Origin of the sequence: Cronobacter universalis NCTC 9529 (assembly GCF_001277175.1) — a bacterium.
Lineage (GTDB): Bacteria > Pseudomonadota > Gammaproteobacteria > Enterobacterales > Enterobacteriaceae > Cronobacter > Cronobacter universalis.
Genome location: NZ_CP012257.1, coordinates 1,581,530 through 1,606,096, shown reverse-complemented (window position 1 = coordinate 1,606,096; position 24,567 = coordinate 1,581,530). Strand labels below are relative to the sequence as shown.

Here is a 24,567-nt window from a genome sequence, read left to right as displayed (position 1 = left end):
GTCATGGCGTGGTGTTATCGGGCGACGGCGGCGTCAGCAGAACATAACGGTAAAGAAGCTGATTCAGGCGGGTTTCGGTCTCCTGACGCAGCGCGGCTGACTCCATGCCCTGCTGGCGCTGCTCTGCCATCTGGCGCAGCAACTCTTCGGCGGGCGGCATGGCGGCAAACGCCTGGTGAATGTTAAATACCATCGTTTTGAGTTCGCTGGCGGTCAGGTATTTCCCACGCCGTTCATCAAGCGCGTTGAGCCGCGCGGCAAGCGCATCAAGCTGCGTCATGCCGCGACGCCAGCCGTCAAGATTTTGCAGCGGCATCGCGGCGGCGCTCATCTGCTGGCGCCACTGGCGGGTCAGCGCCTGCGCCTGGGGATGCTGCGGCCAGAGTACGCCGGCCTGACGCGCCAGCGCGCAGGCAAAGCGGATATTGCGCGCCGGCGACAGCGCGGCCAGCCAGTCGAGGCGCTGTCGCGTCTGGTCAAGTACCGCGCCAGGATCTATCCGGCGCGCCTGTTCCGGCGTGATGGCGGCGTTTTCCGCCACCTGCGGCCACGCGCGAAGCGACGCCGCAATCAGCGCCTGCGCCGGATCGGGGCGCTGATACGCCTGCCAGCCCATCAGCAGCGCGCCGCCCGCCACCAGCATAGTGAGCATACCGGCGATAAAAGGTTTCAGCCCGCGGGGCGCTGACGGTTGAGGCAATATTACGTTCGGCGCTGGCGCGCTGGCCGCGACATAGACCCGGCGGATGTCATCCGTCTGCGCGTCCTGAACCGCCGTCGCGCCCGCTTTTAGCGTCACCTCGCCCTGCCCGGCGTCGTTTTCCAGGCGCGACGCCGCGTTATGCAGGTGCGTACGCAGAGCGTCCATCTGACTGACATGCTTCAGCTCAAGGCGCTCCAGCACCGCGATAATACGCGTTACGTGCTGCTCCGCCTGATAGAGCGCGCCGAGATCCGCATAGGTCAATGAAAGTGTGCGCAGCGTCTGCTGCACGCGCTGGCTGAGGCCGCTTAAAATCTCCATGCGCGCGTGCACCGGTTGCGGCCACAGGTTGCTCCACTGGCGCGCGATAAGCGCCTCAAGGATCGCCAGCCCTTCGTTAAGGCCCGGCAGCCCCAGCAAGCGCAGACGGGCCTGCGTATACCACGCGGCGGTTTGCAGCTCGACGCCGTTGCGCTCAAAGAGCGAGAGCGACAGCTGTTCGACCCGCCGCCAGTCGACATCCGGGCGCGCCGGGTGCGTGAGTTTGCCGAGTTCTTCGCGAAGCGCGGCGTAATCCGGCAGCAGACGCGGATCGCCGCCGGTTTTCAGATGACGTTCAGTGGACGTGTCCATCATATCCCTGTCCTGAAGGCCGCTCAGATCGCGGCGCGGTTATCCATAAATTGCTGTTGTTTGAGATGGCGGATCAGCACCCGCCCTTCCGGCATAAACTCGGTGCCGTAGCGCACCAGCCCCACGCCTTTCAGCTCGGCGTCAATCGCGTAGCGCAGCTCGCCGGGAATGGTTTGCGGGAGCATCACAACGGTAAGCCGCTTCAGCCGCGGCTCATATTTCAGCAACACGGCGGAGAGCGCGCTGATGAGTTCATGCGCGGTGCCGGGCATACCCTGAAGAATTTTGGTCAGATCCGGCAGGCCGTAATCCGGCAGATGTTTGAGACTGCCGGCGCGGGTATTGAGAATGCGTTGCATGTTATCGAGCACGGACAAGACCACCTGATTTTCTTCGCTGACAACATCCAGCGGCAGGCCGCCGGCGAAATGGCCGTAGAGTATTTCATAGAGCGACGGCGTGAGAGGGGTTTCGGGCATCGTTTTCTCCTTCCCTGAATACAGTGATGACTTAGCCGCACAGCACGGCGGCGCGCGCCGGATCGATGGCGATAAGCCCCGCCAGCAGCTGTTCCATATCGGTTTGCAGACGCGCTTTCTCCGCGTCGCTGCGTCCGGCTTTCATGCGCAGCAGCCGCAGCCGCCTGGCGCCTACTTCAAAAAGCAGCGCCGGCTCCCACTGTGAGAGCGTCATCTGCGATGCGTTCGCATCCAGCCCCGCCAGCAGATGCAGCGCCAGATCGTTTTTGCCGTATTGCTCGGCTAAACGCGCCATCAGCAGACGCAGTAACCAGCGCTGGCGCGGCGTGGCGAGCGCGGGCCGGGCCTGTAGCCAGCCGAGCGCTGCGTCAATGCCGTCGCTGTCGGCGAGCGCGACGGCTTCCGGCTCCAGTTGCAGCACCTCATCATCGGCAGCGCTGCCTGCGTCCACAACGTGCGCCGCGTCAGGGCCGGAGGCATTTTCCCGCACCTGCTGCGCGATCCAGTGCTGCGTCACCTCGTCGGCGAACGGCGTGCCGTCGCTGAACGCCAGCGTCTCAAGGCCCGGCAGCCGGCTTAACAGCCCGTTAAGATCGGCGCGAATGATACCCGCCAGCGTCTCCTGGCCAGATTTTTGTAAGGCTTCATGGAGATACCACTGCAAATCGAGCCACAAGTGACTGGCGCCGCGCGCAAACAGGCTGTCGGCCTGCTCCAGCAGCTCAAGCCAGCTCTGCTGAAGCCAGAGCCGTTTTAACAGCGCGCGCTGGTCGGCCTTTGGGGGTTCAATGCGGGTGCGCCCGTCGCCTGCGAGCGGCGGCAACTGATGAAGGGTGTCGTGACGCAGGCTTTTCATCATGCGGTGGGCGGCGAGCCAGCCGTCGGGCTGGTTACGCAGGTAATCGGCAAGCTGGCGGGCCTGATCCAGCAGGTCGCGCCCGGAAGTAATAGCGCTGATGACAGGCGCAGCCGCGGGCGGCGTCGCGCTGCTGTCGCTGGTGGTTTGCGGCACAACCGCATCCACGCCGCCCGCTTTTATCAGCCGCGCTTCCAGCGCGCCGTACAGTGCGGTGAACGACGGGCGCGCTGCAGGCTCTTCCTGCGCCAGCGCCTGTTCAATCAAGAGCAGCGCGCCCGCGGTTCGCCGGGCGTCATCGCGCGTCACTTCCGGGTAAAGCGACAGGCTGTCGAGGACGCGCGCGCCTGCCAGCCACTCCAGCGCCGCCTGACGGCTGCGCGCGCGCTGCGGGTGCAGCGCCGCGCCAAACCGCGCAAGCAGCGCGGCGAGCAGCTCCAGCCCTTCGGCAAAGCCCGCTTCGCCCTCACGATGCAGCCGCGACCAGGCGTAATAGGTCGCGACGCGAATATCCTTGGCTGACGTGGTCAGCACTTTTTCCGCCAGTTCGCTGATAAGCGTGGTGTCCGCGCCGGAGAGTTTATTCACCTCTTCGCGGATCTGCTGGAAATGGTCGTCATAGCCCGGATCGTCGCCGGTGGGGTGGGTGGCGATGACGGGTTGCAGCCATTTTTCCCAGAGCGCGAGACGTGCCTGAGTCTGCGCCGCCAGTTCATCTGCCTGTACCTGACAACTCTCTAAAACCGTCTGCAGCGATGCCATTGTTTCTCTCCCTGAAACCACCTGCCCGCTTTGCTTCAGCGAGAAGCGTTTGTTTAACAGCGGGTTAAAGCGCAGATGCTACGCACGCAAATAACATTCACAAGCAATGGGCAACGGGCAGATGTAAGCAGAGTTTACCGGTCAGGAGAGGTATCAGGCGGTCAGGCGGCCCTGCATGCGGCAGGCGGTTTTTCTTCCAGTAACAAACTTACCGAAAACCATTAAGGAAACCCTGATGAAGCGCGGAAGGCGAAACACCCAAACGAAAAAGGGGACGCCTTTCGGCATCCCCTTAAATTGGTTGGCGGAAGCGCAGAGATTCGAACTCTGGAACCCTTTCGGGTCGCCGGTTTTCAAGACCGGTGCCTTCAACCGCTCGGCCACACTTCCGCAATGACGCGAACTATAAACATCCCCCCGCGCCGTGTAAAGCCCGAATGTGTTCGATTGCCTTAAAAACAGCCAAAAGCCCGCTAATTGACTGAAATACCGGCACAACGATCACAAATAAAGCAGTTTTACGGGCAATAACAGCACCGCGTTCCGGTTAATGTTTTTTGATGTACATATCTTTCGTGTAATAGAAACCCAGGTTACTGGAGTAAAAACCGCCAACCCAGGGTTTCACCATATGGGTGCGCACGTAGTGATAGACCGGAATGGCAGGCACATCCTGAGCCAGGATCGTTTCCGCCTGCTGATAATATTTCCCGCGTTCGGTGACATCGCCGGCTTTGGACGCTTTCGCCAGGACCTCGTCATAGGCTTTGTTGGTATAGCGCGAGGTGTTCTGGCTGTCGCCGGTGCGGTAGTTATTCAGGAAAGTAGAGGCGTCGTCGTAATCGGCGTTCCAGGCGTAGCGCACCACATCGAAATTACCGGTGTGTTTACTATCCAGCATGGTTTTCCACTCCTGGTTCTGGAGTTTTACCACCACGCCGAGATTTTTCTGCCACATGGAGCTTGCCGCGATAGCGATGCGCTGGTGCGATTCCATGGTGTTATAGAGCAGATTAAACGTGAGCGGATGCTGAGCGTTGAAGCCTGCCTCCTCCAGCAGTTTTTTCGCCTCGCTGACGCGTTTTTCCAGCGGCCAGCTGGCGTACTCCGGCGGCGCGATTTTCACGCCGCCGATCTCCGGCTGGCTGACCACCCACGCCGGACGCTGCCCCTGCGCCAGCACTTTTTGGGCGATGATGTCTTTATCGAGCGCCATGTTGAGCGCGCGGCGCACGCGCGGATCGTTAAACGGCGCTTTACTGGTATTAAACTCATAGTAATACGTCGCCAGCAGCGGCGAGACATCAACCTGATCGGGCACCGTTTTTTTCAGCTGGGTGAACTGGTTGAGCGGCACGGTACTGGTGATGTCAATTTCGCCCGCTTTATAGCGATTCAGATCCGCCGTTTCGGCGGCGATCGGCAGATAAGTGACTTTATTAATAACGGTCTCTTTGTCGTTCCAGTAGCGTTTATTGCGCTCGGCCACGATTTTTTCATTCACCACCCAGTCGGTGACTTTATACGCGCCGCTGCACACGAAATGCTCCGGCCGCGCCCATTTATCGCCAAAACGCTCGACCGCGGTTTTATCGACAGGCACCAGCGACGGGTGCGCCAGCATCGACAGGAACGCCGCGGTGGGCTGCGTCAGGGTCACCTGAATGGTGTTGTCATCCAGCGCCTTCACGCCCAGGGTGTCGGTCGGCTTTTTGCCGTCAGCGATGTCGGCGGCGTTTTCAATATGCATGTTGCCCGGGAAGGTGGCGTACGGAGAGACGGTTTTCGGATCGACCAGGCGCCGCCAGCTCCAGACCACATCTTCCGCCGTGATAGGCTCGCCGTCAGACCAGGTCACGCCCTTGCGCAGATGAAACGTCCAGACGGTGTTGTCTTTGTTTTCCCAGCTTTCCGCGAGCCGCGGCTCAATCGAGCCATCTTTACGCACCGCCACCAGCCCTTCGAAAACGTCGCTGATAATGTTGAATTCAACGTCGCTCTCCACTTTATGCGGATCGAGCGAGGCAGGCTCGCTGCCGTTATTGCGCACCAGTTCCTGTTTTGCCGCCAGCTCAACGCCTGCCGGCACCTGCGCCGCATACGCCGTCGCGCATGCGCCGGAAATGACGGCGGCGATGAGAGAAAAAGCCAGAGCTTTATGATTCACTTTCATTTTCCACGCCTTGTGTGTTGTTGTGATGTGTCGTTAACACAGATAGTCGCGCGCCGGGTTTCATGCAATGGTTTTGCGTCATATATAAGAGGGGGATCTGAAAGCGCGTCCGGGCAGCCCGGTTTTTATGATATAAACGTCTTTTCTGAGTCCTTGTTTTTAGAGAAATAAAGCAGCGTAAAGATGGGTAAAAGCTCTTTTCCCGTTGCGTGCAACCTTCTATGCTCGGAAACTAAACACCTGTAATGAGAGACTACTCATGGATCGCTTAATTACCTCTGCGCGCGACAGACAGTCGCTGCTTAGCACCCATAAGGTTCTGCGTAACACCTATTTTATGCTGAGCCTGACGCTGGCGTTTTCCGCGATCACCGCGACCGCCAGCACCGTATTCGCGCTGCCGTCGCCAGGTTTGATTCTGACGCTGGTGGGCATGTACGGCCTGATGTTCCTGACCTACCGCCTGGCCGATAAGCCGAGCGGCATTCTGGCGGCGTTCGCTTTTACCGGTTTCCTGGGCTATATCCTGGGCCCGATGCTGAATGCGTATCTGTCTGCCGGTATGGGGGATGTCATCGCACTCGCGCTTGGCGGCACCGCGCTGGTGTTCTTCTGCTGTTCCGCCTACGTGCTGACCACCCGTAAAGATATGTCCTTCCTGGGCGGTATGCTGATGGCGGGCGTGGTGGTAGTGCTGATCGGCATGGTGGCGAACATCTTCCTGCAGCTTCCTGCGCTGCACCTGGCGATTAGCGCCGTGTTTATTCTGCTCTCTTCAGGCGCCATCCTGTTTGAAACCAGCAATATCATCCACGGCGGCGAAACCAACTACATTCGCGCGACGGTCAGCCTGTATGTCTCGCTGTACAACATCTTCGTGAGCCTGCTGAGCATTCTGGGCTTCGCGAGCCGCGACTAACCGTTAGCCGAAACTGCCTTTAGGCCCCGCCCTGTGCGGGGCTTTATTTTTTCTGGCGGCGGGAATTTGCTACACTGCGCGCTGTGTGAATCAGGGCAAGACTGCGTATGTTAACGTTTGAAGGTAAAGAGTTTGAAACCGACGCCGAAGGCTATCTGAAAGTCTTCGACGCCTGGAGCGAGGGGCTGGCGGACGTTATCGCCGAAAAAGAAGGCATTACGCTCACGCCGGAGCACTGGGAAGTGGTGCGCTTCGTGCGCGAGTTTTATATCGAATTTAATACGTCGCCGGCTATCCGCATGCTGGTCAAAGCCATGGCGACGAAATTTGGCGAAGAAAAAGGCAACAGCCGCTATCTCTATCGCCTCTTCCCGAAAGGCCCCGCGAAACAGGCCACTAAAATCGCCGGCCTGCCGAAACCGGTGAAGTGCATTTAATAGCGAATGCGGAACTCGCGGTGATCTTCAGCGGGCGAATGCGGCTCCGTCAGCACCTTTTCCACATGGGCGCTGCGCGGCCCGCCCGCTTTCAGCCAGGCGATTAATTTTTCCACTTGTTCAGGCTCGCCGCAGGCCAGCACCTCCACGCTGCCGTCGTCGAGATTACGCGCATAGCCGGTCAGCCCCAGCCGCATCGCTTCATGCTGCGTGGTGTAGCGAAACCCGACGCCCTGTACCCGGCCGTGTACCCAGGCCATCGTGCATTGTTGAGCCATAGCTGTTCTCCTTTGCGGTAGCGTTGCATTTCCCGACTGAAGCCGGGAGAATGGCGGCCATTTTCTTTGAATCACAGAATAGCAAATTATGAGCGTACGTTTAGTGTTAGCCAAAGGGCGCGAGAAATCTCTCCTGCGCCGCCATCCCTGGGTCTTTTCCGGCGCCGTCGCGCGCATGGAAGGTAAAGCCGCGCCGGGTGAAACCATCGACATCGTCGACCATCAGGGAAAATGGTTAGCACGCGCCGCCCTCTCCCCCGCCTCGCAGATCCGCGCGCGCGTCTGGACGTTCGATCCGAATGAAACCATCGACATCGCCTTTTTCACACGCCGCCTGCAACAGGCGCAGCAGTGGCGCGACTGGCTGGCGAAAAAGGACGGGCTCGACAGCTACCGTCTTATCGCCGGGGAATCTGACGGTCTGCCGGGCGTGACGATTGACCGCTTCGGCAACTTCCTGGTGCTGCAACTGCTCTCGGCGGGCGCGGAATATCAACGCCCGGCGCTGGTGTCGGCATTGCAGGCGCTCTACCCGGATTGTTCCATCTATGACCGTTCCGACGTCGCAGTGCGTAAGAAAGAAGGCATGGAGCTCGCGCAGGGCCCCGTCAGCGGCGAGCTGCCGCCGGATCTGCTCGCGATTGAAGAGCACGGCATGAAGCTGCTGGTGGATATTAAAGGCGGCCATAAAACCGGTTATTACCTCGATCAGCGCGACAGCCGTTTCGCCACGCGCCGTTACGTAGAAGACAAACGCGTGCTGAACTGTTTCTCCTACACCGGCGGTTTTGCCGTTTCTGCGCTGATGGGCGGCTGCCGCCAGGTCATCAGCGTCGACACGTCGCAGGACGCGCTGGATGTCGCGAAACAAAACGTTGAGCTCAACAAACTTGATATCAGCAAAGCGGAGTTCGTGCGCGACGACGTCTTTAAGCTGCTGCGTAAATACCGCGATCAGGGCGAGACGTTCGATGTCATCGTGATGGATCCGCCGAAATTCGTGGAGAACAAGAGCCAGCTCCAGGGCGCGTGCCGCGGTTATAAAGACATTAATATGCTGGCGATTCAGTTGCTCAACCCAGGCGGCATTTTGCTGACGTTCTCCTGCTCCGGGCTGATGACCACCGATTTATTCCAGAAAATTGTTGCTGATGCCGCAACAGATGCGGGTCGTGATGTACAATTTATAGAGCAGTTCCGTCAGGCCGCCGATCACCCTGTGATCGCGAGCTACCCGGAAGGTCTTTATCTGAAAGGGTTTGCCTGTCGCGTCATGTAGCTTGAAAAGGAATGCTCCGCCCTCATATACAGGGTATGAACGTTTCCCCGGAGGTGACAATGATTGCCAGCAAATTTGGTATCGGCCAGCAGGTTCGTCATTCTCTTTTGGGGTATTTAGGGGTTGTGGTGGATATCGACCCTGAATACTCGCTTGATGAACCTGAAGTGGATGAACTGGCGGTAAACGCCGAGCTGCGCGACGCGCCGTGGTATCACGTCGTGATGGAAGACGACGACGGCCAGCCCGTGCATACCTACCTTGCAGAAGCCCAACTGAGCGGCGAGATGCAGGAGGAACATCCGGAGCAACCCTCTATGGATGAACTGGCGCGATCCATTCGCCAGCAGCTCCAGGCGCCCCGTCTGCGCAACTAAAAAAACCCGGCAACGCCGGGTTTTTTATTACTGAAAAAGCCCGAGACGCGGAATTTCTATCGCCGGACAGCGGTCCATCACCACTTTCAGCCCCGCATCGCGCGCCAGTACGGCAGCCTCTTCGTTGATGACGCCAAGCTGCATCCAGAGCGTTTTCGCTCCGATGGCGATGGCTTCCTGCGCGACACCCCACGCGGCCTCGGAGTTGCGGAATACATCCACCATATCGACTTTTTCCGGGACGTCGGCAAGCGTAGCGTACCCCTGCTGGCCGAGCAGCGTTTTGCACGCCACTTTCGGCGAGACGGGGATTACGTGATAGCCTTTATCCAGAAGATACGACATGACGCGATAGCTCGGACGGTCCGGTTTATCGCTCGCGCCCACCAGCGCGATCGTTTTGGTGCTCTGTAAAATCTCTGCGATATCAGAATCTTTCATTTTACCTCCCCGTTAGCTCAGTCCTTTCAGTGTATGCCAAAGGCGTCGGGCGCACCATTCGACGCCTGTGAGCCTGAAACCAGCGCGCAGTTTTTACCGGCTTCGCTTGCAGCCGCCATCACTTCCAGTAATCTGTAGGCAGTTATGTAATCCGGAAAATGATATGGAACTGACAACCCGAACCCTGCCAGCCCAAAAGAAAATCGCCCTGGTGGCGCATGACCACTGCAAATCGATGCTGATGAAATGGGTGGAGCGCCATAAAGCGCTGCTGGCCAACCATACGCTGTATGCGACCGGCACTACCGGCAATCTGGTACAGCGCGCGACAGGTCTTAACGTCAACGCCATGCTGAGCGGCCCGATGGGCGGCGATCAGCAGGTCGGCGCGATGATCGCCGAAGGCAAAATCGACGTGCTGATTTTCTTCTGGGACCCGCTGAACGCCGTGCCGCACGATCCCGACGTCAAAGCGCTGCTGCGTCTTGCCACCGTCTGGAACATTCCGGTGGCGACCAATCTCTCGACGGCGGATTTTATTATTCAGTCGCCGACCTTCAGCGACACGCTGGATGTGCTGATCCCCGACTACCCGCGCTATCTCGCCGAACGCCTGAAATAAATTACGGCTTACGGGCCGTCGGCACGCCGAGACGCGTCAGCGCTTCGACAAACGCCGACGGCGCCGTTTTGTCATACAGCAGCCAGACGCGATGCCGCGCGCGGGTCAGCGCCACATAGAGCAGACGCCGCTCTTCGGCATCCGGGAAATCCTCTGGCTGCGGCAGCAACGCCTGCTCCATGATGGATTCCCGCGCCGGTGCCGGAAACCCTTCCCGACCCTCGTTCAGCCCAAGAATAATCACATAATCCGCCTGCTGCCCTTTGCTGGCGTGGATCGTCATAAACTCCAGTTGCAGTTTCGGCCAGCGCGTCGCGGCCATCTCCAGTACTGCCGGGCGCAGATGATGGTAGCGCGCCAGCACCAGAATCCGCTCGTCAGGGCGCACGTAACCGCTCATTTTGTCGAGCAGCGCCTCCAGTTGCTCCTGCGCGAGCAGGGTCACGGCTTTGTTGTCGCCCGCGCGCAGGCTGTTAAGCGGTTTTTCGCGATGATGCGGGTTTTGCTGAATAAAGCGGTTCGCGATTTCGCCGATGCGCCCGTTAAAACGGTAGGTGGTATCCAGCGCGCATTGATCGCCCAGGCCGAAATGCTCTTCAAACGCCGTCGTCAGTGAAAGCTGCGCGCCGCTGAAGCGGTAGATAGCCTGCCAGTCGTCGCCCACCGCAAACAGGCTGGCGGCGGAATTCTGGCGGCGCAACGCCGCCAGCAGGGCCGCACGCTGCGGCGAGATATCCTGAAACTCGTCCACAAGAATATGCTTCCATGGACTGACGAACCGGCCTTTTTCCAGCACATTGATGGCCTGATGGATAAGCCCGGAGAAATCGACGGCCTCTTCGGCTTTCAGCGCGGATTTCCAGGCTTTCAGCAGCGGCACCATCAGCTTAACGCGCTTCTGGAACAGATCGCGCACCTCTTCGGGCGCGGCGGCTATCATTTCAGCCTGCGAACCGCCCTGCATGCGCATCAGCCCAAGCCAGCGATCGAGACGGCTCGCCAGCCGTTTGCCCAGCGCCTCGTCCTCCCAGAAATCGCCGTCATCAATGTCCCATTCCAGCTCGTCGGTAAGCCACTGACGCCACCCTTTCGCCTGCGCTTTTTTCTCGCGGCACTGCTCACGCCAGGCGTTCAGTAAAAGTTCATGGCGCGCCGCGGTATCGTTTTCCAGTTCGCTGACGCGCGGGGTTTTCCGCCCGCCCTGGCCGATAATCTGCAAGGCAAGCGCATGAAACGTGCGTGCGGTAATGGCATCCGTATGCAGCCTCGCCTGCAGCCGCTCTTCCATCTCTTTGGCGGCCTGACGCCCGAAGGCGAGCAGCAGGATCTGCTCCGCCGTCGCCTCGCCGCGCTCGATAAGCCAGCCCGCGCGCGCCACCAGTACCGAGGTTTTGCCGCTCCCGGCGCCCGCCAGCACCAGCAGCGAGCTTTCGCCGTTGACAACGGCCCGCGCCTGCGACGGATTGAGCGGCGAGCTTTCAATCTGCGAGAAGAAACCGGCGTAGCGCGTCAGCATCGCGTCGGTATAGGCCTGATTATGCGCAAGACGCTTCGCCTCGCTGTCGGCAAGCCAGTCCTGACATTCGCGCCAGGCGTCGCGGCAGTTCTCGAACGCCTCAAGGCGCGATGCGGGCACCGGCAGCGCCTGCAACGCCCGGCGCAGCGCGTGACACAGCGCCTCGCTCTCGTCGCGCTTAAGCCATTTCTCCTGGGCTTCGCTGCTGCGCAGCTTCTCCCGCCAGGCGTTAAGCACGCCCGCCGCCACCTCGCTCATCTCCTGACTCCACTGCTGCCAGAGGGTCGTCAGGTGGTGATAAAAGCGCTGGGTTTCAGCCCACTCGGTGCCGTGCAGACGCACCACTTTGTTATCCGGCAGCGTAAATTCCAGCTCGCCCCAGACCAGCCCCCGGCGGCAGTCGATGCCCAGCAACTGATTAAACGGGATCAGATATTCATGCTTATCGCCGGAAACTTTCACCCCGGCGGTGAGAATTTCCGCGCGGTCATAGGGGTGCTGCGCCAGACGTTTACCCAGAGAGGTTGCTTTCAGTTCCATGAGGCTGCCAGTGTATGGTGTTATAGCGTTAAGTTTACCTGCCTGCGATATCACGCTCCAGACCCAAAACGCGTTACAATTGTTGTGGTTATCACTCCGGCGCTCTGCCGACGCTTTTGAGGTTTTATGCGTACTGTTTTAAATATTCTGAATTTCGTCCTGGGCGGCTTCGCCACGACGCTCTCCTGGCTTGTGGCGACGCTTATCAGCATCATTCTGGTTGTGACGCTGCCGCTGACCCGCTCCTGCTGGGAAATCACGAAGCTTTCGCTGCTGCCGTACGGTAATGAAGCGGTGCATGTCGATGAGCTCGACCCGACAGGCAAAAACGCGCTGCTGAACACGGGCGGCACGCTGCTGAATATTTTCTGGCTGGTCTTTTTCGGCTGGTGGCTGTGCCTGCTGCATATCGCGACCGGGATTGCGCAGTGTGTAACCATCATCGGCATCCCGGTCGGCATCGCGAATTTTAAAATCGCCGCGATCGCGCTCTGGCCGGTCGGCCGCCGGGTCGTGTCCGTCGAAACGGCGCAGGCCGCCCGCGAAGCCAACGCGCGCCGCCGTTTCCAGTAACGCCGGATGCGCTCATGATGCTCAATCCTCTGCTTCACCGCCACGCCTGGAACAGCGCGTGGCTGACCAACGTGCGCATTTTTATCGCGCTGTGCGGTACGGCGGCGCTGCCCTGGTGGCTTGGCGAGGCGAAGCTGACTATCCCGCTGACGCTTGGCGTGGTGGCCGCGGCGCTCACCGATCTCGACGACCGCCTGACGGGCCGCCTGCGCAATCTGCTGATTACGCTGGTCAGCTTTTTCATCGCCTCCGCCTCGGTGGAACTGCTCTTTCCGTGGCCGTGGCTGTTCGCGGCCGGGCTGACGGTCTCCACTATCGGTTTTATTTTGCTGGGCGGCCTCGGTCAGCGCTACGCCACGATCGCCTTCGGCGCGCTGCTGATCGCGATTTACACCATGCTCGGGGTTTCATTATACGAGCACTGGTATCAGCAGCCGCTGCTGCTGCTCGCGGGCGCGGTCTGGTACAACCTCCTGACGCTTGCAGGCCATCTGCTCTTCCCGGTGCGCCCACTTCAGGAAAACCTCGCCCGCTGTTATGAACAGCTGGCGCACTATCTGGAAATCAAATCGCGTTTTTTCGACCCGGATATCGAAGATGAAAGCCAGGTGCCGATGATGGAGCTGGCGATGGCGAACAGCCAGTTGGTCGCCACGCTGAACCAGACGAAAGCCTCGCTGCTGACCCGCCTGCGCGGCGACCGCGGCCAGCGCAGCACGCGCCGGACACTGCACTATTATTTTGTCGCCCAGGATATTCATGAGCGCGCCAGTTCGTCGCATATTCAGTATCAGACGCTGCGCGACACCTTCCGCTACAGCGATGTCATGTTCCGCTTCCAGCGATTGCTATCGATGCAGTCGCAGGCGTGTCAGCAAATGGCGCGCTCTGTACTGTTGCGCACGCCGTACCAGCATGATCCTCGTTTTGAGCGCGCTTTTACGCATCTCGACGCCGCGCTCGATCGCACCGCGGCGGCGGGCGGTTCGGCGTCGGAGATCAAAGCCGTGCGCTTTCTGGTCGCTAACCTGAAAGCGATCGACGCCCAGCTCGCTACCATTGAATCGGAGCAGCCGTTTACGCAGCCCGTCGTCAGCGAGAGCGAGCACAGCCTGTCGGATGACAGTCTGAACGGCTTCAGCGATGTCTGGTTTCGCCTGACCCGCAACCTGACGCCGCAGTCCGCGCTCTTTCGCCATGCGGTGCGAATGTCCGTGGTGCTGTGCGTGGGTTATGCCTTTATCCAGTTCACCGGGCTTCATCACGGCTACTGGATATTGCTGACCAGCCTTTTTGTATGCCAGCCGAACTATAACGCCACGCGTCACCGCCTGACGCTGCGCATTATCGGCACGCTGGCGGGCGTCGCGGTCGGCATTCCCGTGCTCTATTTCGTGCCTTCGCTTGAAGGCCAACTGGTGCTGATCGTTATCACCGGCGTGCTCTTCTTTGTCTTCCGTACGGTGCAATACGCGCACGCCACGCTGTTTATCACGCTGCTGGTATTGCTGTGCTTTAACCTGCTGGGCGAAGGTTTCGAGGTGGCGCTGCCGCGCGTGGTGGATACGATAATCGGCTGCGCTATCGCGTGGTGCGCGGTGAGCTTTATCTGGCCCGACTGGCGGTTTCGCCGGTTGCCCGTGGTGCTGGAGCGCGCGCTGAACGCCAACTGCCGTTATCTCGATGCCATCCTCGAGCAGTATCACCAGGGCCGCGATAACCGTCTGGCGTATCGTATCGCCCGTCGTGACGCGCATAACAGCGATGCGGAGCTGGCGTCGGTGGTCTCAAATATGTCCAGCGAGCCCCGCGTAAGCGCGCAGATGCGCGATATCGCCTTCCGGTTCCTGTGCCTGAACCACACGCTGACCAGCTATATCTCGGCTTTAGGTGCCCATCGCGAAAAACTGACGCGTCAGGAGATCCTTTCTCTGCTCGACGACGCCGTCTGTTATGTCGACGACGCGCTGCATCACCAGCCCGCGGATGAAGCGCGCGTGGAAAAATCGCTGACGGCACTGGCGCAGCGCATCGCGCAGATTGAGCCGCGCCAGGAGAGCAAAGAGCCGCTGGTGCTGCAGCAAATCGGCCTGTTGATTTCCCTTTTACCGGAAATCAGCCGTCTTCAGCGCCAGCTGGCTCAGGATTGATTCTGCACCGACAGCTGCATAAACCACTCCAGCAGCTCTTCACGAACCTGTACGGGTAACGCCGCTTCATGGGTGCCGATAATGGCGCCCTGAAGCGCGTAGAGCACTTGCAGGCTGAGGTTTTTGCGGGCTTTGCGCAGCTTCAGCCAGCATTCCTTCGCGCCGTATGCGCAGAGCGTCTCCACATCCCGGATGCCGGCTTCCCACAGCGACATCTCAAGCTGAACGTTAAGGTTGGGAAGATCTTTAACGCGCCGCTCGCGGGCGCGTTCGGTTTTCTCCGCCTGCGCGCAGGCGAGCGCCGTGCGGGCGTGCTCACGCAGCGATGACGGCGAATCCCATAGCGCGTCATCCACCAGATAATAGTTGAGGCTGATGTGGCGCCCGCGACGGGTACAGACCAGCATCGGCGGATTATGGGCGTGCTGATAGCCGCGACTCTGGTTGCTGGCGCGCAGATATAACCGCCCTTCGACCAGCATGGCGAACACGGCCTCATCGATGGCGAGGCTATAGCCCCCGAAGAGCGAACGATGGGTCACGTTTCCCAAAGATGAAAGAGTATTCTGCACCCGAACCAGAGTGTCAGACGAGGCTTTATCCATGATTATTCCTTTCATATCAACAAGTAACGGATAAAAAATTCCATTAGCTTTTCCCTTAACAGGAACATATGAAAGTTGTGTCTCGTGAGCAATCCGAATTTCGTTTTCAGACGATCCAGATGCGAAATTTGCGAGATGCTTTCCGAAATTTCGATTGATCTTTGGCCGCGCCAGCATTACTGTATATGCATACAGTAACTAGCGAGGCTGGACCTTTATGTACTTTTCTCATCAAAATCGCGCGCATGGCTCACGTCGTCTGGCAAAAGAAACGGCTGACGCTTTGGCTCAGGCTGAAACAAGAGGCCTGATCAGTGAAGTGATGTACAACGAAGATCAGCCGTGGATGACGCAACTGGTGCTGCTGCCTCTCCTGCAGCAACTCGGTCAGCAGTCCCGCTGGCAGCTGTGGCTTACCCCGCAACAGCGTCTGAGTCGCGAGTGGGTCGAATCCGCCGGTCTGCCGCTCACGAAAGTGATGCAGGTTAGCCAGATGAACCCGCAGGTTACGCTGGATTCCATGATCCGCGCGCTGGAGACCGGCAACTACAGCGTGGTTATCGCCTGGCTGCATGATGATTTAACGGATGATGAGCATCGCCGTCTGACCGCGGCGGCAGAGAAAGGTAACGCGATGGGCTTTTTAATGCGCCCTGTACAGCCCTTACTGCCGGGTGACCGACCACGTTCGGGCTTAAGAATTCACTCCAGAATGGTGCATTAATCCTTTTTAGGATAAATCCTGGTAAAAATTTGTTCGCGTCTCTTTAACAGAAGCGATAGTGGCGAATGAACGGTCAGACGGGCAGTTTTGTCCGGTCGCGCACTTTACGAGTGTTTAAAATTGACCCAAAAATGTTAAATTTCGCTTTCGCAAGTTGTTTTTTTTCATATGCCTGACGGACTTCACACTTGTAAGTTTTCAACTACGTTGTAGACTTTACCTCGCCAGGGTGCTCATCAATAAACCGACAATATCGGTAGAGTAACCATTGAGCTATAACCCCGGTGAAGGATTTAACCGTGAACTTTTCCAAAGGAAAAGCGCATGGCCTTTTTGGATGATAACGAGGCGCAAAAAATGAAAAAGACAGCTATCGCGATTGCAGTGGCACTGGCTGGCTTCGCTACCGTAGCGCAGGCCGCACCGAAAGATAACACCTGGTATGCAGGTGGCAAACTGGGTTGGTCCCAGTTCCACGATACCGGCTTTATCCCTAACGACGGCCCGACTCACGAAAGCCAGCTGGGCGCAGGCGCGTTCGGTGGTTACCAGGTTAACCCGTACGTTGGTTTCGAAATGGGCTACGACTGGCTGGGCCGCATGCCGTATAAAGGCGACACTGTAAACGGCGCTTTCAAAGCTCAGGGCGTACAGCTGACCGCTAAACTGGGTTACCCGGTAACCGACGATCTGGACGTTTACACCCGTCTGGGCGGCATGGTATGGCGTGCTGACTCCTCTTCTAACATCGGCGGCGACGACCACGACACTGGCGTTTCTCCGGTATTCGCTGGCGGCGTTGAGTGGGCAATGACCCGCGACATCGCTACCCGTCTGGAATACCAGTGGGTTAACAACATCGGTGACGCGCAGACTGTTGGCGCTCGTCCGGACAACGGCATGCTGAGCGTAGGTGTTTCCTACCGTTTCGGCCAGCAGGAAGATGCAGCTCCGGTTGTAGCTCCGGCTCCGGCTCCGGCTCCGGAAGTACAGACCAAGCACTTCACTCTGAAGTCTGACGTTCTGTTCAACTTCAACAAAGCGACCCTGAAACCGGAAGGTCAGCAGGCGCTGGATCAGATGTACTCTCAGCTGAGCAACCTGGATCCGAAAGACGGTTCCGTCGTGGTTCTGGGCTTCACCGACCGTATCGGTTCTGACTCTTACAACCAGGGTCTGTCCGAGAAACGTGCTCAGTCTGTTGTTGACTACCTGATCTCCAAAGGTATCCCGTCCAACAAGATCTCCGCACGTGGTATGGGCGAATCCAATCCGGTCACTGGCAACACCTGTGACAACGTGAAACCTCGTGCAGCTCTGATCGAGTGCCTGGGTCCGGATCGTCGCGTAGAGATCGAAGTTAAAGGCGTTAAAGACGTTGTAACTCAGCCGCAGGCTTAAGTTAAACGTTAAGAAAAACCCCGCCACGGCGGGGTTTTTTGTTTTCTGGGAGCGTAATGCCAGCGGTGGGGTTTGTGATGGAGAGCGCCTGTGCGCCGTGTCGCTCAGCCTGCATAGCGTTTACCACGCGCAGTAAAACCATACCCGCTAAAGCCTGCCCCGGTTACTCTTTCTTCCCTAGCAATGCCTGTAAATCCTGCTTCAGCGTCGACATGTGGGTTTCATATTTCTCTTTGCGCTCGGCGTCTTCTATCAGCTGAACAATGGTTTCTGAAAGCGTGATGCCGCGACGCTGCGCGAGACCTGCGAGCCGCTGCCAGACCATAAATTCCAGGTCGATGGACTTTTTACGGGTATGCTGGTGCTCGGCATTAAAATGCCGCTTACGACGGGCGCGAATCGTCTGTTTCAGGCGGTTTTGCAGCGCCGGATTCATATGCTGTTCAATCCAGCCCAGCACTCTTACCGGTTCGTTTTCCATACCCAGCAAGAGATCCACCGCCTCTTTCGCCGCGCTGGCTTCAACATACCGGGTTATCAGCTCGCCTTCACGATGCTTCTTCACCAGATATTTCCACTTCCAGCCGCTTTCGAGGTTTTCGAGTTGTTGGTATTTCATTGCGATCTCAGGATGACCGTGTAACTCATTTCAGGATAACAGTTTTTTTTCGATTCGCTGAGGGGAAATAATCGTCTGTGACGCAGGGGGAGATTCTGCAGGGCAAGAGTGGCATTTCCGGTGTGCTGACCCGCCCATTACGCTATAATCTCGCCTTTTACATCTGACTAAAAAACCTCGACATTGACCATTAACAGACTTACATCACAAGCGCTTGTACCCGATACGGAGACCTTCCAGTCCCGGTTTGCTGAAATGGATGCCGGTGTTGCGGCCGCGCTTGATTTTGAGGCGCTTCAGCCTCGCCTTCACGACGGACTGAGCCAGCTGTGCGCTCCACGTCCCTTAAATGATTTCATGCTGGTGAAGGCTGACGAAGAGAAGCCTTTGCTGGAGCTTATCGCCAGCGCCGCGAAAGCACTGCTGCCGCACCAGCCAGAACTGGCTGGCGGTCATTATCTTGTTGAAAATCAGAACATCACGCTGACACCGCCCGGCGCGACGCCGGGCGATTTCGCCGTTCGTCGCGATGTGGTTGTCGCGACCTGGGCTGAAGCGGGCACGCTGTTCGGCTGTGTCAGACAGTTCGCAGGCCAGCTTTCTCTTGAGCCCGGCCTCGTGCATCAAGCGAACGGCGGCATTCTGATCGTGTCGCTGAAAACGCTGCTTCTGCAGCCGCTGCTGTGGCTGCGCCTGAAGCAAATGGTTGTCACCAAACGCTTCGACTGGGTCGCGCCGGACGAGACGCGTCCGCTGCCGGTGTCTGTCCCTTCTCTGCCTCTTGACCTTCGCGTCGTGCTGGTAGGCGATCGCGAATCGCTGGCGGATTTCCAGGAGATGGAGCCCGTGCTCGCGCAGCAGGCTATCTACAGCGAATATGAAGACGATCTGCAAATCGCTGACGAAGAAGATATCGCGCTCTGGTGCAGCTGGGTCTGCGCGCAGGCCGCACAGCGGGCGCTTCCTGCACCGGCAAGCGACGCCTGGCCGCTCTTGATCCGGGAGGCCGTGCGCTACACCGGCGATCAGGAAACGCTGCCGCTCGATCCGCTCTGGATGGCGCGCCAGCTAACTGAAGTGGCGGCCTTCTGCGACGACGCGACGTTCAGCGCGGCGCACTTTTCCGACATGCTGGCGCGCCGCGCCTGGCGTGAAGGGTATCTTGCAGAGCGTATGCAGGATGAAATTCTGCTCGGCCAGCTTTTGGTCGAAACCGAAGGCGAGCGCATCGGCCAGATTAACGCGCTCTCGGTAGTTGAATTCCCGGGTCACCCGCGCGCGTTCGGCGAGCCGTCGCGCATCAGTTGCGTGGTGCATGTCGGCGACGGCGAATTTACCGATATCGAACGCAAGGCTGAACTCGGCGGCAATATCCACGCCAAAGGCATGATGATCATGCAGGCGTTTCTGATGGCGGAGCTGGATCTGGAGCAGCAGATGCCCTTTTCTGCTTCGCTGACGTTTGAGCAGTCCTACAGCGAAGTGGACGGCGACAGCGCCTCGATGGCCGAGCTTTGCGCCCTTATCAGCGCGCTGGCCAATGCGCCACTTAATCAACAGATTGCCATTACCGGCTCCGTGGACCAGTTTGGACGAGCGCAGCCGGTCGGCGGGCTGAATGAGAAAATCGAAGGCTTCTTTACCGTCTGTCAGGCCCGCGGTTTAACGGGCAAACAGGGCGTGATTATTCCTTCGGCCAATGTGCGTCATTTATCGTTATGTCAGGCGATTCTGGACGCGGTCGATCAAGGGCAATTTTCCATCTGGGCCATCGATGATGTCACAGATGCGCTACCCTTATTAACCACTCTCCCGTGGGATGGCGAAGGTCAGACGACGCTGCTTGGCGTTATCGGCGAGCGAATCGCGCAGGCGACGCAGCAGGATATCCGCCAGCGTCCGTGGCCGTTACGCTGGTTGAACTGGTTTAACCACAACTGATCGGACTTGTTCAGCGTACACGTGTTAGCTAACCTGCGGGCTTCACTAAAATAAGGCATACTGAGAACATGGTAGACAAACGCGAATCCTATACGAAAGAAGACCTTCTTGCCTCCGGGCGCGGCGAGCTGTTCGGCGCGAACGGCCCGCAACTGCCGGCACCCAACATGTTAATGATGGACCGCGTGGTGAAAATGACCGAAGCCGGCGGTAACTTTGATAAGGGTTACGTGGAAGCAGAACTGGATATCAACCCGGATATGTGGTTCTTTGGCTGCCATTTCATCGGCGATCCGGTGATGCCAGGCTGCCTGGGCCTCGATGCCATGTGGCAGCTGGTCGGCTTCTATTTAGGCTGGCTGGGCGGCGAAGGCAAAGGCCGCGCGCTGGGCGTGGGCGAAGTGAAATTTACCGGTCAGGTACTGCCGACCGCGAAAAAAGTGACCTACCGTATCCATTTCAAACGTGTGGTAAATCGTCGTCTGGTGATGGGTATTGCCGATGGCGAAGTGCTGGTCGATGGCAAACAGATCTACACCGCGACTGACCTGAAAGTGGGCCTGTTCCAGGATACCTCCGCTTTCTGATAGCCATTTCCCAGCTTTCAGAAAGGCGAAACCTCCGCACTGCGGAGGTTTCTTTTTAAAGAGACAAGCTCACGCAATCTGAGCCCTGTCCTCCATGGCTTCTCGCCAGCCTCCCAGCCAATAAGACCTCTGATTCAGGGTCTGGTAAGGACACATTTCCTTGGAGCGTCCGGTGATACCGGCCTGATAACCACGATGATGTGCCCGTTCCAGGCGATCTCTTTTTTGTCTCTTCATGCCTCGTTTCCCTCATTTCAGGTCTGGTGGAAAAGAAAACAGTGATTACATTTTGCGCAATCACCCTTTACGAATACCTGCAAACCCAGGGAACGTCAATGCGCAAAATTCACGCCAATGTCATATTTGTGAGCTACTTTGGATAAGATTTATACAAAAAAAGTGCGCCTGTTGAGCTTATCTGACTGGCATAAAAGAGAAAGCCGCCGCCCTCTTTAAGAAGAAGGCGACGGCTTTGCGCATCATTCAAATTTTTTATGGCTGACGCGCCACCTCATCGGCAATGGTTTTCGCCTGCAGCTGCCAGGCCTGCGCCAGGGTTTTCACCATCGCGTCGTAGCCATCCTGCTGCTGCTTAAGCTCGGTATAGAAAGGCCGCTTGATGAGCTGCCCCTTATGCTTAAGCAACCATTCCCCGCTCACGATCACCCGCCCGTCATACCGGCCATGAAAGCCGGTCACGTTGACGTTCAGCGTATCCTGCTCCGCTCCGAGCGGCTGGGCGGAAACCACCCAGCCCGGCAGTGTGGCGCTCAGATTGGTCACCAGCGTATTGCGCAGCTGCTGATCCAGCGGGCTCGCCCACAGGTTCTGGCTGGCGATCACATACTGCACATCGGTGGTCTGATAAACCACGCCGTTGCCCGCCAGATAATCGGGCACCGACACCTGCTCCACCCACAGCAGATGCTGGCTGTCCATTGAGGCACTGCGCGTCACGGGCGCGGTAGACGCCGGCAGCTGGTACCAGGTGGTTTCCTCGGTGCTGCTGCAGGCGCTCAGTAGCGCAACGGCGACAAGCGGGAGCCATTTTTTCATTCTTTCGCCCTCTTCGGTTGCGGGTCCTTTTTCTCTTTCGATTCGAATACCAGCGCGTTGCTCTTCTCATTGAGCGTACGCAGTACCGGCTGGAGCTCACGCAACACCTGATCCAGACGCTGCATATCTGCCACCATTTTGTTATAGGCGGCAGAGCCCGGCTGGAAGCCCTGCATGCTGCGATTAAGCTCGCGCAGCGTTTTCTGCATATCTGCCGGCAAATCCTGCGCCGACTGGCTTGATGTCAGTTGGTTCAGGTTATCGAGCGTCGTCTGCAGGCGGCGCATGGTGCGTTGGCTTTCCGAGAGCGTATTCGTCGCCTGTTCGATCATCGGGTTGAGCGGCAGATTGTTAATCTTATCGAGCGTATCCATCAGACGCTGCTGGATCTGCGCAAGCCCGCTGCTGACTGTCGGGATCACAGGATAACCGTTGAAGCTCGCCATATCGGTCACCGGCGGCGCTTTCGGGTAGAAGTCGAGGTCGACAAACAGCTGCCCGGTCACCAGATTGCCGGTTTTGAGCGTCGCGCGCAGGCCTTTTTTCAGCAGATCGTGCATATGATTTGCGATGTTCGGATCTTCGCCAATCTGATTCGCCAGACGCTCCGGCTCAATACGTACCAGCACCGGAATACGGTAGTCGGTGGTCACCGCCTGGTGCAGGCCAGGGACAAAGAACGGCACCTGCGCAACGGTCCCGAGACGAATCCCGCGGAACTCCACCGGCGCCCCAGGCTGCAGGCCGCGAATGGTGTCTTTAAAGAACATCAGGTAATCGATATGTTCGGTATAGAGCGATTCCTGAATGCTGCGCTGGTCGTCATAGAGCGTAAAGGCGGTTTTCTCGGCCACCGGCTGCCCCAGCTCCCAGCCGTCCGGCACGTCAAAGCTGACGCCGCCGCTAAACAGCGTGCTGAGCGAGCCCATCTCCACGCGCATACCGGAGGAGCTGAGATCGACTGCGATCCCGCTGTCTTTCCAGAAGCGCACGTTGCTGGTCACCAGACGATCGTTCGGCGCATTGATAAAGAGCTGATAACTAATGGATCGCTTTTGCGGATCGAACGTGCTGGTTTCCACCGAGCCGACGCGATAGCCGCGGAACAGCACCGGATCGCCCGGATTAAGCTGTCCGGCTTTGCTGCTGTCGAGGATAACGCGAATGCCTTTGGCATCCGGCGGCGCCAGCGGCGGCGCATCCAGCAGTTTATAGGATTCCGGCGCGCTGCCTTTCGACCCCGGCTGGAGTTCAATGTAGGCGCCGGATAAGAGCGTGTTCAGCCCGGTGACGCCCTCGCGTCCGATTTGCGGCTTAACCACCCAGAAGACGGAATCTTCATACAGCAGTTTTTCCATGCCAGGGTTCATGCGCGCTTTGATTTCGACATGATGCAAATCATCCGTCAGCACGGCGCTTTCCACCACGCCCACATCCACGCTGCGGCTCTTGATGGTGGTTTTCCCGCCTTCGATGCCTTCTGCGTTGGTGGTCATTAGCGTCACCACCGGCCCCTGGTGGCTGTAGTGATAAAACAGGATCCAGGCGCCGATAAGCGCGGTAATAATCGGGAAGATCCAGACAGGCGACCAGTTCTTCACCCGTTTAATCTTCGCTTCCCCGCGTTTATTTTCCATGTTCGGGTAACTCCTCATAACTTGAATCAGGCTCGCGGTCCCAGGAGAGACGCGGGTCGAAAGTCATGGCGGCGAACATGGTGATGATCACCACCATCGCAAACATGACCGCTCCCCAGGCCGGATAAATATTCATCAGCGCGCCCATGCGCACCAGCGCGGAGAGCACGGCAATCACAAAGACGTCGATCATCGACCAGCGGCCGACGAACTCCACCACTTCATACATCAGATGCATTCGCTCGCGCTCCTGGCGCCCGTAACCTTTGGCGTCAAGGCACAGCCAGCCGAGAGCGATCATCTTCAGGGTCGGCACCATAATACTGGCGATGAAAATCACCAGCGCCACCGGGTAGGAGCCGTCATTCCAGATGAGGATCACGCCCGCGATAATCGTGGAAGGCATTCTGTCGCCCAGCAGATCGGTAATCATGATCGGCAACAGATTCGCGGGCAGATAAAGCATAATGGAGCAGACCAGCAGAGAGACGGTCCACTGAAGACTGTGTTTACGGCGCACATGACCATGCGTATGACAGCGCGGACAGCGGCCCTCTTCGCCGGTAAGGATAGCGGTGCAGCACGGGCAGGCGCGCAGCCCCTGGCGGATCCCGGCGACGCCCACTTTCAGCGGCTGCTCCACCGGCGGCATCGGCGCGATATCGTCCCAGAGCCAGCGGCGATCGACACACTGAAAAGCGCGCAGTTGCAGGATGCAGAACAGACACCAGGGGATAAAGCTACTGCCAATGCCGATATCGCCATAGGCAATCAGCTTCACAAAGCTCACCAGCACGCCTGCCAGGAAAATTTCCGCCATGCCCCAGCTGCGCAGCAGGAACAGCACGCGGGCCATCGCGATTTTAAGCCGCGGCGGCAGCGTGACGCGGTTGACCAGCAGCAGGATCGTGACCAGACAGAACGCGGGCACGAGCTGGACAAACAGCATGAACAGCGAGCCAAGGCTCGCATAGTCTTCATTAAACAGCACGCGGGGGATTTCAAGCAGCGTCACCTCGCTGCTGACGCCCGCCGCTTCCATATTGACGAAGGGAAAAAGATTGGAGAGGAGTAGCATGAACAGCGCCGCCAGCGCATACGCCGTAGGACGCTGGCGTGGCGCAGCCCACTCAACGGCAAGCGTGGTGTCGCAGCGAGGGCAATGCGCCTTTTGCCCCGGCGCCAGCGCCGGGAGCTTTACCAGAAGATCGCATTGCGGGCAGAGCATATGCTCGCCCGCATGATGACGTTCATGCATG

Annotated in this window: 24 protein-coding genes and 1 tRNA gene; 11 read left to right on the top strand and 14 right to left on the bottom strand. The window is 58.4% G+C overall.

What is annotated here, in order from left to right; all coding sequences use genetic code 11:
- Window position 1 precedes the first annotated feature (1 nt).
- From AFK65_RS07285 to AFK65_RS07265, 5 genes are all read right to left on the bottom strand, one after another.
- On the bottom strand, window positions 2-1,336 hold the full coding sequence (locus AFK65_RS07285; protein WP_038857552.1) for a VasL domain-containing protein: 1,335 nt from the start codon (window positions 1,334-1,336) through the stop codon (window positions 2-4).
- Window positions 1,337-1,359: 23 nt separating this feature from the next.
- Window positions 1,360-1,815, bottom strand: a complete 456-nt coding sequence (tssE, locus tag AFK65_RS07280) for a type VI secretion system baseplate subunit TssE (protein ID WP_007707646.1) — start codon at window positions 1,813-1,815, stop codon at window positions 1,360-1,362.
- Window positions 1,816-1,846: 31 nt separating this feature from the next.
- Complete coding sequence (gene tssA / locus AFK65_RS07275) at window positions 1,847-3,433, bottom strand: type VI secretion system protein TssA (protein WP_038857517.1); 1,587 nt, start codon at window positions 3,431-3,433, stop codon at window positions 1,847-1,849.
- 302 nt (window positions 3,434-3,735) lie between these two features.
- A tRNA-Ser gene (locus AFK65_RS07270) sits at window positions 3,736-3,823 on the bottom strand.
- A gap of 157 nt (window positions 3,824-3,980) precedes the next feature.
- Window positions 3,981-5,606 carry an ABC transporter substrate-binding protein gene (locus tag AFK65_RS07265; RefSeq protein ID WP_038857519.1) on the bottom strand — a complete coding sequence of 542 codons (1,626 nt, stop codon included), beginning with the start codon at window positions 5,604-5,606 and terminating at the stop codon, window positions 3,981-3,983.
- Between the two features lie 259 nt (window positions 5,607-5,865).
- On the opposite strand from AFK65_RS07265, the gene yccA reads away from it, so the two are divergent.
- Both yccA and tusE read left to right on the top strand, forming a co-directional pair.
- Window positions 5,866-6,525, top strand: a complete 660-nt coding sequence (yccA, locus tag AFK65_RS07260; RefSeq protein WP_004385411.1) for an FtsH protease modulator YccA — start codon at window positions 5,866-5,868, stop codon at window positions 6,523-6,525.
- Window positions 6,526-6,632: 107 nt separating this feature from the next.
- On the top strand, window positions 6,633-6,962 hold the full coding sequence (gene tusE / locus AFK65_RS07255) for a sulfurtransferase TusE (protein WP_007707633.1): 330 nt from the start codon (window positions 6,633-6,635) through the stop codon (window positions 6,960-6,962).
- Here tusE and yccX read toward each other — a convergent pair.
- Entirely contained in the window at window positions 6,959-7,240 is a 282-nt protein-coding gene (yccX, locus tag AFK65_RS07250; RefSeq protein WP_007707629.1) for an acylphosphatase, read from the bottom strand. The two genes, tusE and yccX, sit on opposite strands and share 4 nt — an antisense overlap.
- Before the next feature lie 88 nt (window positions 7,241-7,328).
- Between yccX and rlmI the strand changes: the two genes are divergently transcribed.
- Window positions 7,329-8,519, top strand: coding sequence for a 23S rRNA (cytosine(1962)-C(5))-methyltransferase RlmI (rlmI, locus tag AFK65_RS07245; protein ID WP_038857522.1), 1,191 nt, complete (start codon window positions 7,329-7,331; stop codon window positions 8,517-8,519).
- A gap of 59 nt (window positions 8,520-8,578) precedes the next feature.
- On the top strand, window positions 8,579-8,896 hold the full coding sequence (gene hspQ, locus AFK65_RS07240; protein ID WP_007707610.1) for a heat shock protein HspQ: 318 nt from the start codon (window positions 8,579-8,581) through the stop codon (window positions 8,894-8,896).
- 27 nt (window positions 8,897-8,923) lie between these two features.
- Here hspQ and AFK65_RS07235 read toward each other — a convergent pair whose 3' ends face one another.
- Window positions 8,924-9,337 (bottom strand): CoA-binding protein, encoded by a 414-nt coding sequence (locus tag AFK65_RS07235; protein WP_007707608.1) that lies wholly within the window; start codon window positions 9,335-9,337, stop codon window positions 8,924-8,926.
- A 163-nt stretch (window positions 9,338-9,500) separates the two neighbouring features.
- On the opposite strand from AFK65_RS07235, the gene mgsA reads away from it, so the two are divergent.
- Complete coding sequence (gene mgsA, locus AFK65_RS07230; RefSeq protein WP_007707605.1) at window positions 9,501-9,959, top strand: methylglyoxal synthase; 459 nt, start codon at window positions 9,501-9,503, stop codon at window positions 9,957-9,959.
- Window position 9,960: 1 nt separating this feature from the next.
- On the opposite strand, the gene helD is transcribed toward mgsA, so the two are convergent.
- Window positions 9,961-12,015, bottom strand: coding sequence for a DNA helicase IV (gene helD, locus AFK65_RS07225; protein ID WP_038857524.1), 2,055 nt, complete (start codon window positions 12,013-12,015; stop codon window positions 9,961-9,963).
- A 126-nt stretch (window positions 12,016-12,141) separates the two neighbouring features.
- Here helD and AFK65_RS07220 point away from each other — a divergent pair, with 126 nt between their 5' ends.
- Together AFK65_RS07220 and yccS are read left to right on the top strand one after the other, a co-directional pair.
- Window positions 12,142-12,588 carry a YccF domain-containing protein gene (locus tag AFK65_RS07220; RefSeq protein WP_038857526.1) on the top strand — a complete coding sequence of 149 codons (447 nt, stop codon included), beginning with the start codon at window positions 12,142-12,144 and terminating at the stop codon, window positions 12,586-12,588.
- Between the two features lie 14 nt (window positions 12,589-12,602).
- Entirely contained in the window at window positions 12,603-14,738 is a 2,136-nt protein-coding gene (gene yccS, locus AFK65_RS07215) for a YccS family putative transporter (protein WP_007707595.1), read from the top strand.
- Here the strand turns inward: yccS and AFK65_RS07210 are convergent.
- Window positions 14,729-15,343, bottom strand: coding sequence for a TfoX/Sxy family DNA transformation protein (locus AFK65_RS07210; RefSeq protein ID WP_038857527.1), 615 nt, complete (start codon window positions 15,341-15,343; stop codon window positions 14,729-14,731). The two genes, yccS and AFK65_RS07210, sit on opposite strands and share 10 nt — an antisense overlap.
- A gap of 217 nt (window positions 15,344-15,560) precedes the next feature.
- Here AFK65_RS07210 and sulA point away from each other — a divergent pair, with 217 nt between their 5' ends.
- Window positions 15,561-16,067 (top strand): SOS-induced cell division inhibitor SulA, encoded by a 507-nt coding sequence (gene sulA / locus AFK65_RS07205; RefSeq protein WP_007707589.1) that lies wholly within the window; start codon window positions 15,561-15,563, stop codon window positions 16,065-16,067.
- Window positions 16,068-16,424: 357 nt separating this feature from the next.
- Complete coding sequence (gene ompA / locus AFK65_RS07200) at window positions 16,425-17,468, top strand: porin OmpA (RefSeq protein WP_105538005.1); 1,044 nt, start codon at window positions 16,425-16,427, stop codon at window positions 17,466-17,468.
- A 163-nt stretch (window positions 17,469-17,631) separates the two neighbouring features.
- Here ompA and matP read toward each other — a convergent pair whose 3' ends face one another.
- A complete protein-coding gene (gene matP / locus AFK65_RS07195; protein WP_038857568.1) occupies window positions 17,632-18,087 on the bottom strand; it encodes a macrodomain Ter protein MatP in 456 nt (151 codons plus the stop codon).
- A 183-nt stretch (window positions 18,088-18,270) separates the two neighbouring features.
- On the opposite strand from matP, the gene AFK65_RS07190 reads away from it, so the two are divergent.
- A complete protein-coding gene (locus AFK65_RS07190; protein ID WP_038857569.1) occupies window positions 18,271-20,028 on the top strand; it encodes an AAA family ATPase in 1,758 nt (585 codons plus the stop codon).
- 68 nt (window positions 20,029-20,096) lie between these two features.
- Window positions 20,097-20,615, top strand: a complete 519-nt coding sequence (gene fabA, locus AFK65_RS07185; protein WP_007707580.1) for a bifunctional 3-hydroxydecanoyl-ACP dehydratase/trans-2-decenoyl-ACP isomerase — start codon at window positions 20,097-20,099, stop codon at window positions 20,613-20,615.
- A gap of 69 nt (window positions 20,616-20,684) precedes the next feature.
- Here the strand turns inward: fabA and rmf are convergent, their stop codons facing one another.
- From rmf to pqiA, 4 genes are all read right to left on the bottom strand, one after another.
- On the bottom strand, window positions 20,685-20,852 hold the full coding sequence (gene rmf / locus AFK65_RS20830; RefSeq protein ID WP_004385424.1) for a ribosome modulation factor: 168 nt from the start codon (window positions 20,850-20,852) through the stop codon (window positions 20,685-20,687).
- Between the two features lie 255 nt (window positions 20,853-21,107).
- Window positions 21,108-21,671 carry a membrane integrity-associated transporter subunit PqiC gene (pqiC, locus tag AFK65_RS07180; protein WP_007707576.1) on the bottom strand — a complete coding sequence of 188 codons (564 nt, stop codon included), beginning with the start codon at window positions 21,669-21,671 and terminating at the stop codon, window positions 21,108-21,110.
- Window positions 21,668-23,308: an intermembrane transport protein PqiB gene (gene pqiB / locus AFK65_RS07175; RefSeq protein ID WP_038857570.1), complete on the bottom strand. Its 1,641-nt coding sequence runs from the start codon at window positions 23,306-23,308 to the stop codon at window positions 21,668-21,670. The genes pqiC and pqiB overlap by 4 nt, the downstream gene beginning before the upstream one ends.
- Complete coding sequence (pqiA, locus tag AFK65_RS07170) at window positions 23,298-24,566, bottom strand: membrane integrity-associated transporter subunit PqiA (protein WP_038857572.1); 1,269 nt, start codon at window positions 24,564-24,566, stop codon at window positions 23,298-23,300. Before pqiA ends, pqiB begins: the two co-directional genes overlap by 11 nt.
- Window position 24,567 lies beyond the last annotated feature (1 nt).

What these genes read in the sequence shown, in the direction of transcription:
- AFK65_RS07285 (WP_038857552.1), bottom strand. Translation starts at nt 1,336, where the DNA reads ATGGACACGTCCACTGAACGTCATCTGAAAACCGGCGGCGATCCGCGT.
- tssE (WP_007707646.1), bottom strand. Translation starts at nt 1,815, where the DNA reads ATGCCCGAAACCCCTCTCACGCCGTCGCTCTATGAAATACTCTACGGC.
- tssA (WP_038857517.1), bottom strand. Translation starts at nt 3,433, where the DNA reads ATGGCATCGCTGCAGACGGTTTTAGAGAGTTGTCAGGTACAGGCAGAT.
- AFK65_RS07265 (WP_038857519.1), bottom strand. Translation starts at nt 5,606, where the DNA reads ATGAAAGTGAATCATAAAGCTCTGGCTTTTTCTCTCATCGCCGCCGTC.
- yccA (WP_004385411.1), top strand. Translation starts at nt 5,866, where the DNA reads ATGGATCGCTTAATTACCTCTGCGCGCGACAGACAGTCGCTGCTTAGC.
- tusE (WP_007707633.1), top strand. Translation starts at nt 6,633, where the DNA reads ATGTTAACGTTTGAAGGTAAAGAGTTTGAAACCGACGCCGAAGGCTAT.
- yccX (WP_007707629.1), bottom strand. Translation starts at nt 7,240, where the DNA reads ATGGCTCAACAATGCACGATGGCCTGGGTACACGGCCGGGTACAGGGC.
- rlmI (WP_038857522.1), top strand. Translation starts at nt 7,329, where the DNA reads ATGAGCGTACGTTTAGTGTTAGCCAAAGGGCGCGAGAAATCTCTCCTG.
- hspQ (WP_007707610.1), top strand. Translation starts at nt 8,579, where the DNA reads ATGATTGCCAGCAAATTTGGTATCGGCCAGCAGGTTCGTCATTCTCTT.
- AFK65_RS07235 (WP_007707608.1), bottom strand. Translation starts at nt 9,337, where the DNA reads ATGAAAGATTCTGATATCGCAGAGATTTTACAGAGCACCAAAACGATC.
- mgsA (WP_007707605.1), top strand. Translation starts at nt 9,501, where the DNA reads ATGGAACTGACAACCCGAACCCTGCCAGCCCAAAAGAAAATCGCCCTG.
- helD (WP_038857524.1), bottom strand. Translation starts at nt 12,015, where the DNA reads ATGGAACTGAAAGCAACCTCTCTGGGTAAACGTCTGGCGCAGCACCCC.
- AFK65_RS07220 (WP_038857526.1), top strand. Translation starts at nt 12,142, where the DNA reads ATGCGTACTGTTTTAAATATTCTGAATTTCGTCCTGGGCGGCTTCGCC.
- yccS (WP_007707595.1), top strand. Translation starts at nt 12,603, where the DNA reads ATGATGCTCAATCCTCTGCTTCACCGCCACGCCTGGAACAGCGCGTGG.
- AFK65_RS07210 (WP_038857527.1), bottom strand. Translation starts at nt 15,343, where the DNA reads ATGGATAAAGCCTCGTCTGACACTCTGGTTCGGGTGCAGAATACTCTT.
- sulA (WP_007707589.1), top strand. Translation starts at nt 15,561, where the DNA reads ATGTACTTTTCTCATCAAAATCGCGCGCATGGCTCACGTCGTCTGGCA.
- ompA (WP_105538005.1), top strand. Translation starts at nt 16,425, where the DNA reads ATGAAAAAGACAGCTATCGCGATTGCAGTGGCACTGGCTGGCTTCGCT.
- matP (WP_038857568.1), bottom strand. Translation starts at nt 18,087, where the DNA reads ATGAAATACCAACAACTCGAAAACCTCGAAAGCGGCTGGAAGTGGAAA.
- fabA (WP_007707580.1), top strand. Translation starts at nt 20,097, where the DNA reads ATGGTAGACAAACGCGAATCCTATACGAAAGAAGACCTTCTTGCCTCC.
- rmf (WP_004385424.1), bottom strand. Translation starts at nt 20,852, where the DNA reads ATGAAGAGACAAAAAAGAGATCGCCTGGAACGGGCACATCATCGTGGT.
- pqiC (WP_007707576.1), bottom strand. Translation starts at nt 21,671, where the DNA reads ATGAAAAAATGGCTCCCGCTTGTCGCCGTTGCGCTACTGAGCGCCTGC.
- pqiB (WP_038857570.1), bottom strand. Translation starts at nt 23,308, where the DNA reads ATGGAAAATAAACGCGGGGAAGCGAAGATTAAACGGGTGAAGAACTGG.
- pqiA (WP_038857572.1), bottom strand. Translation starts at nt 24,566, where the DNA reads ATGCATGAACGTCATCATGCGGGCGAGCATATGCTCTGCCCGCAATGC.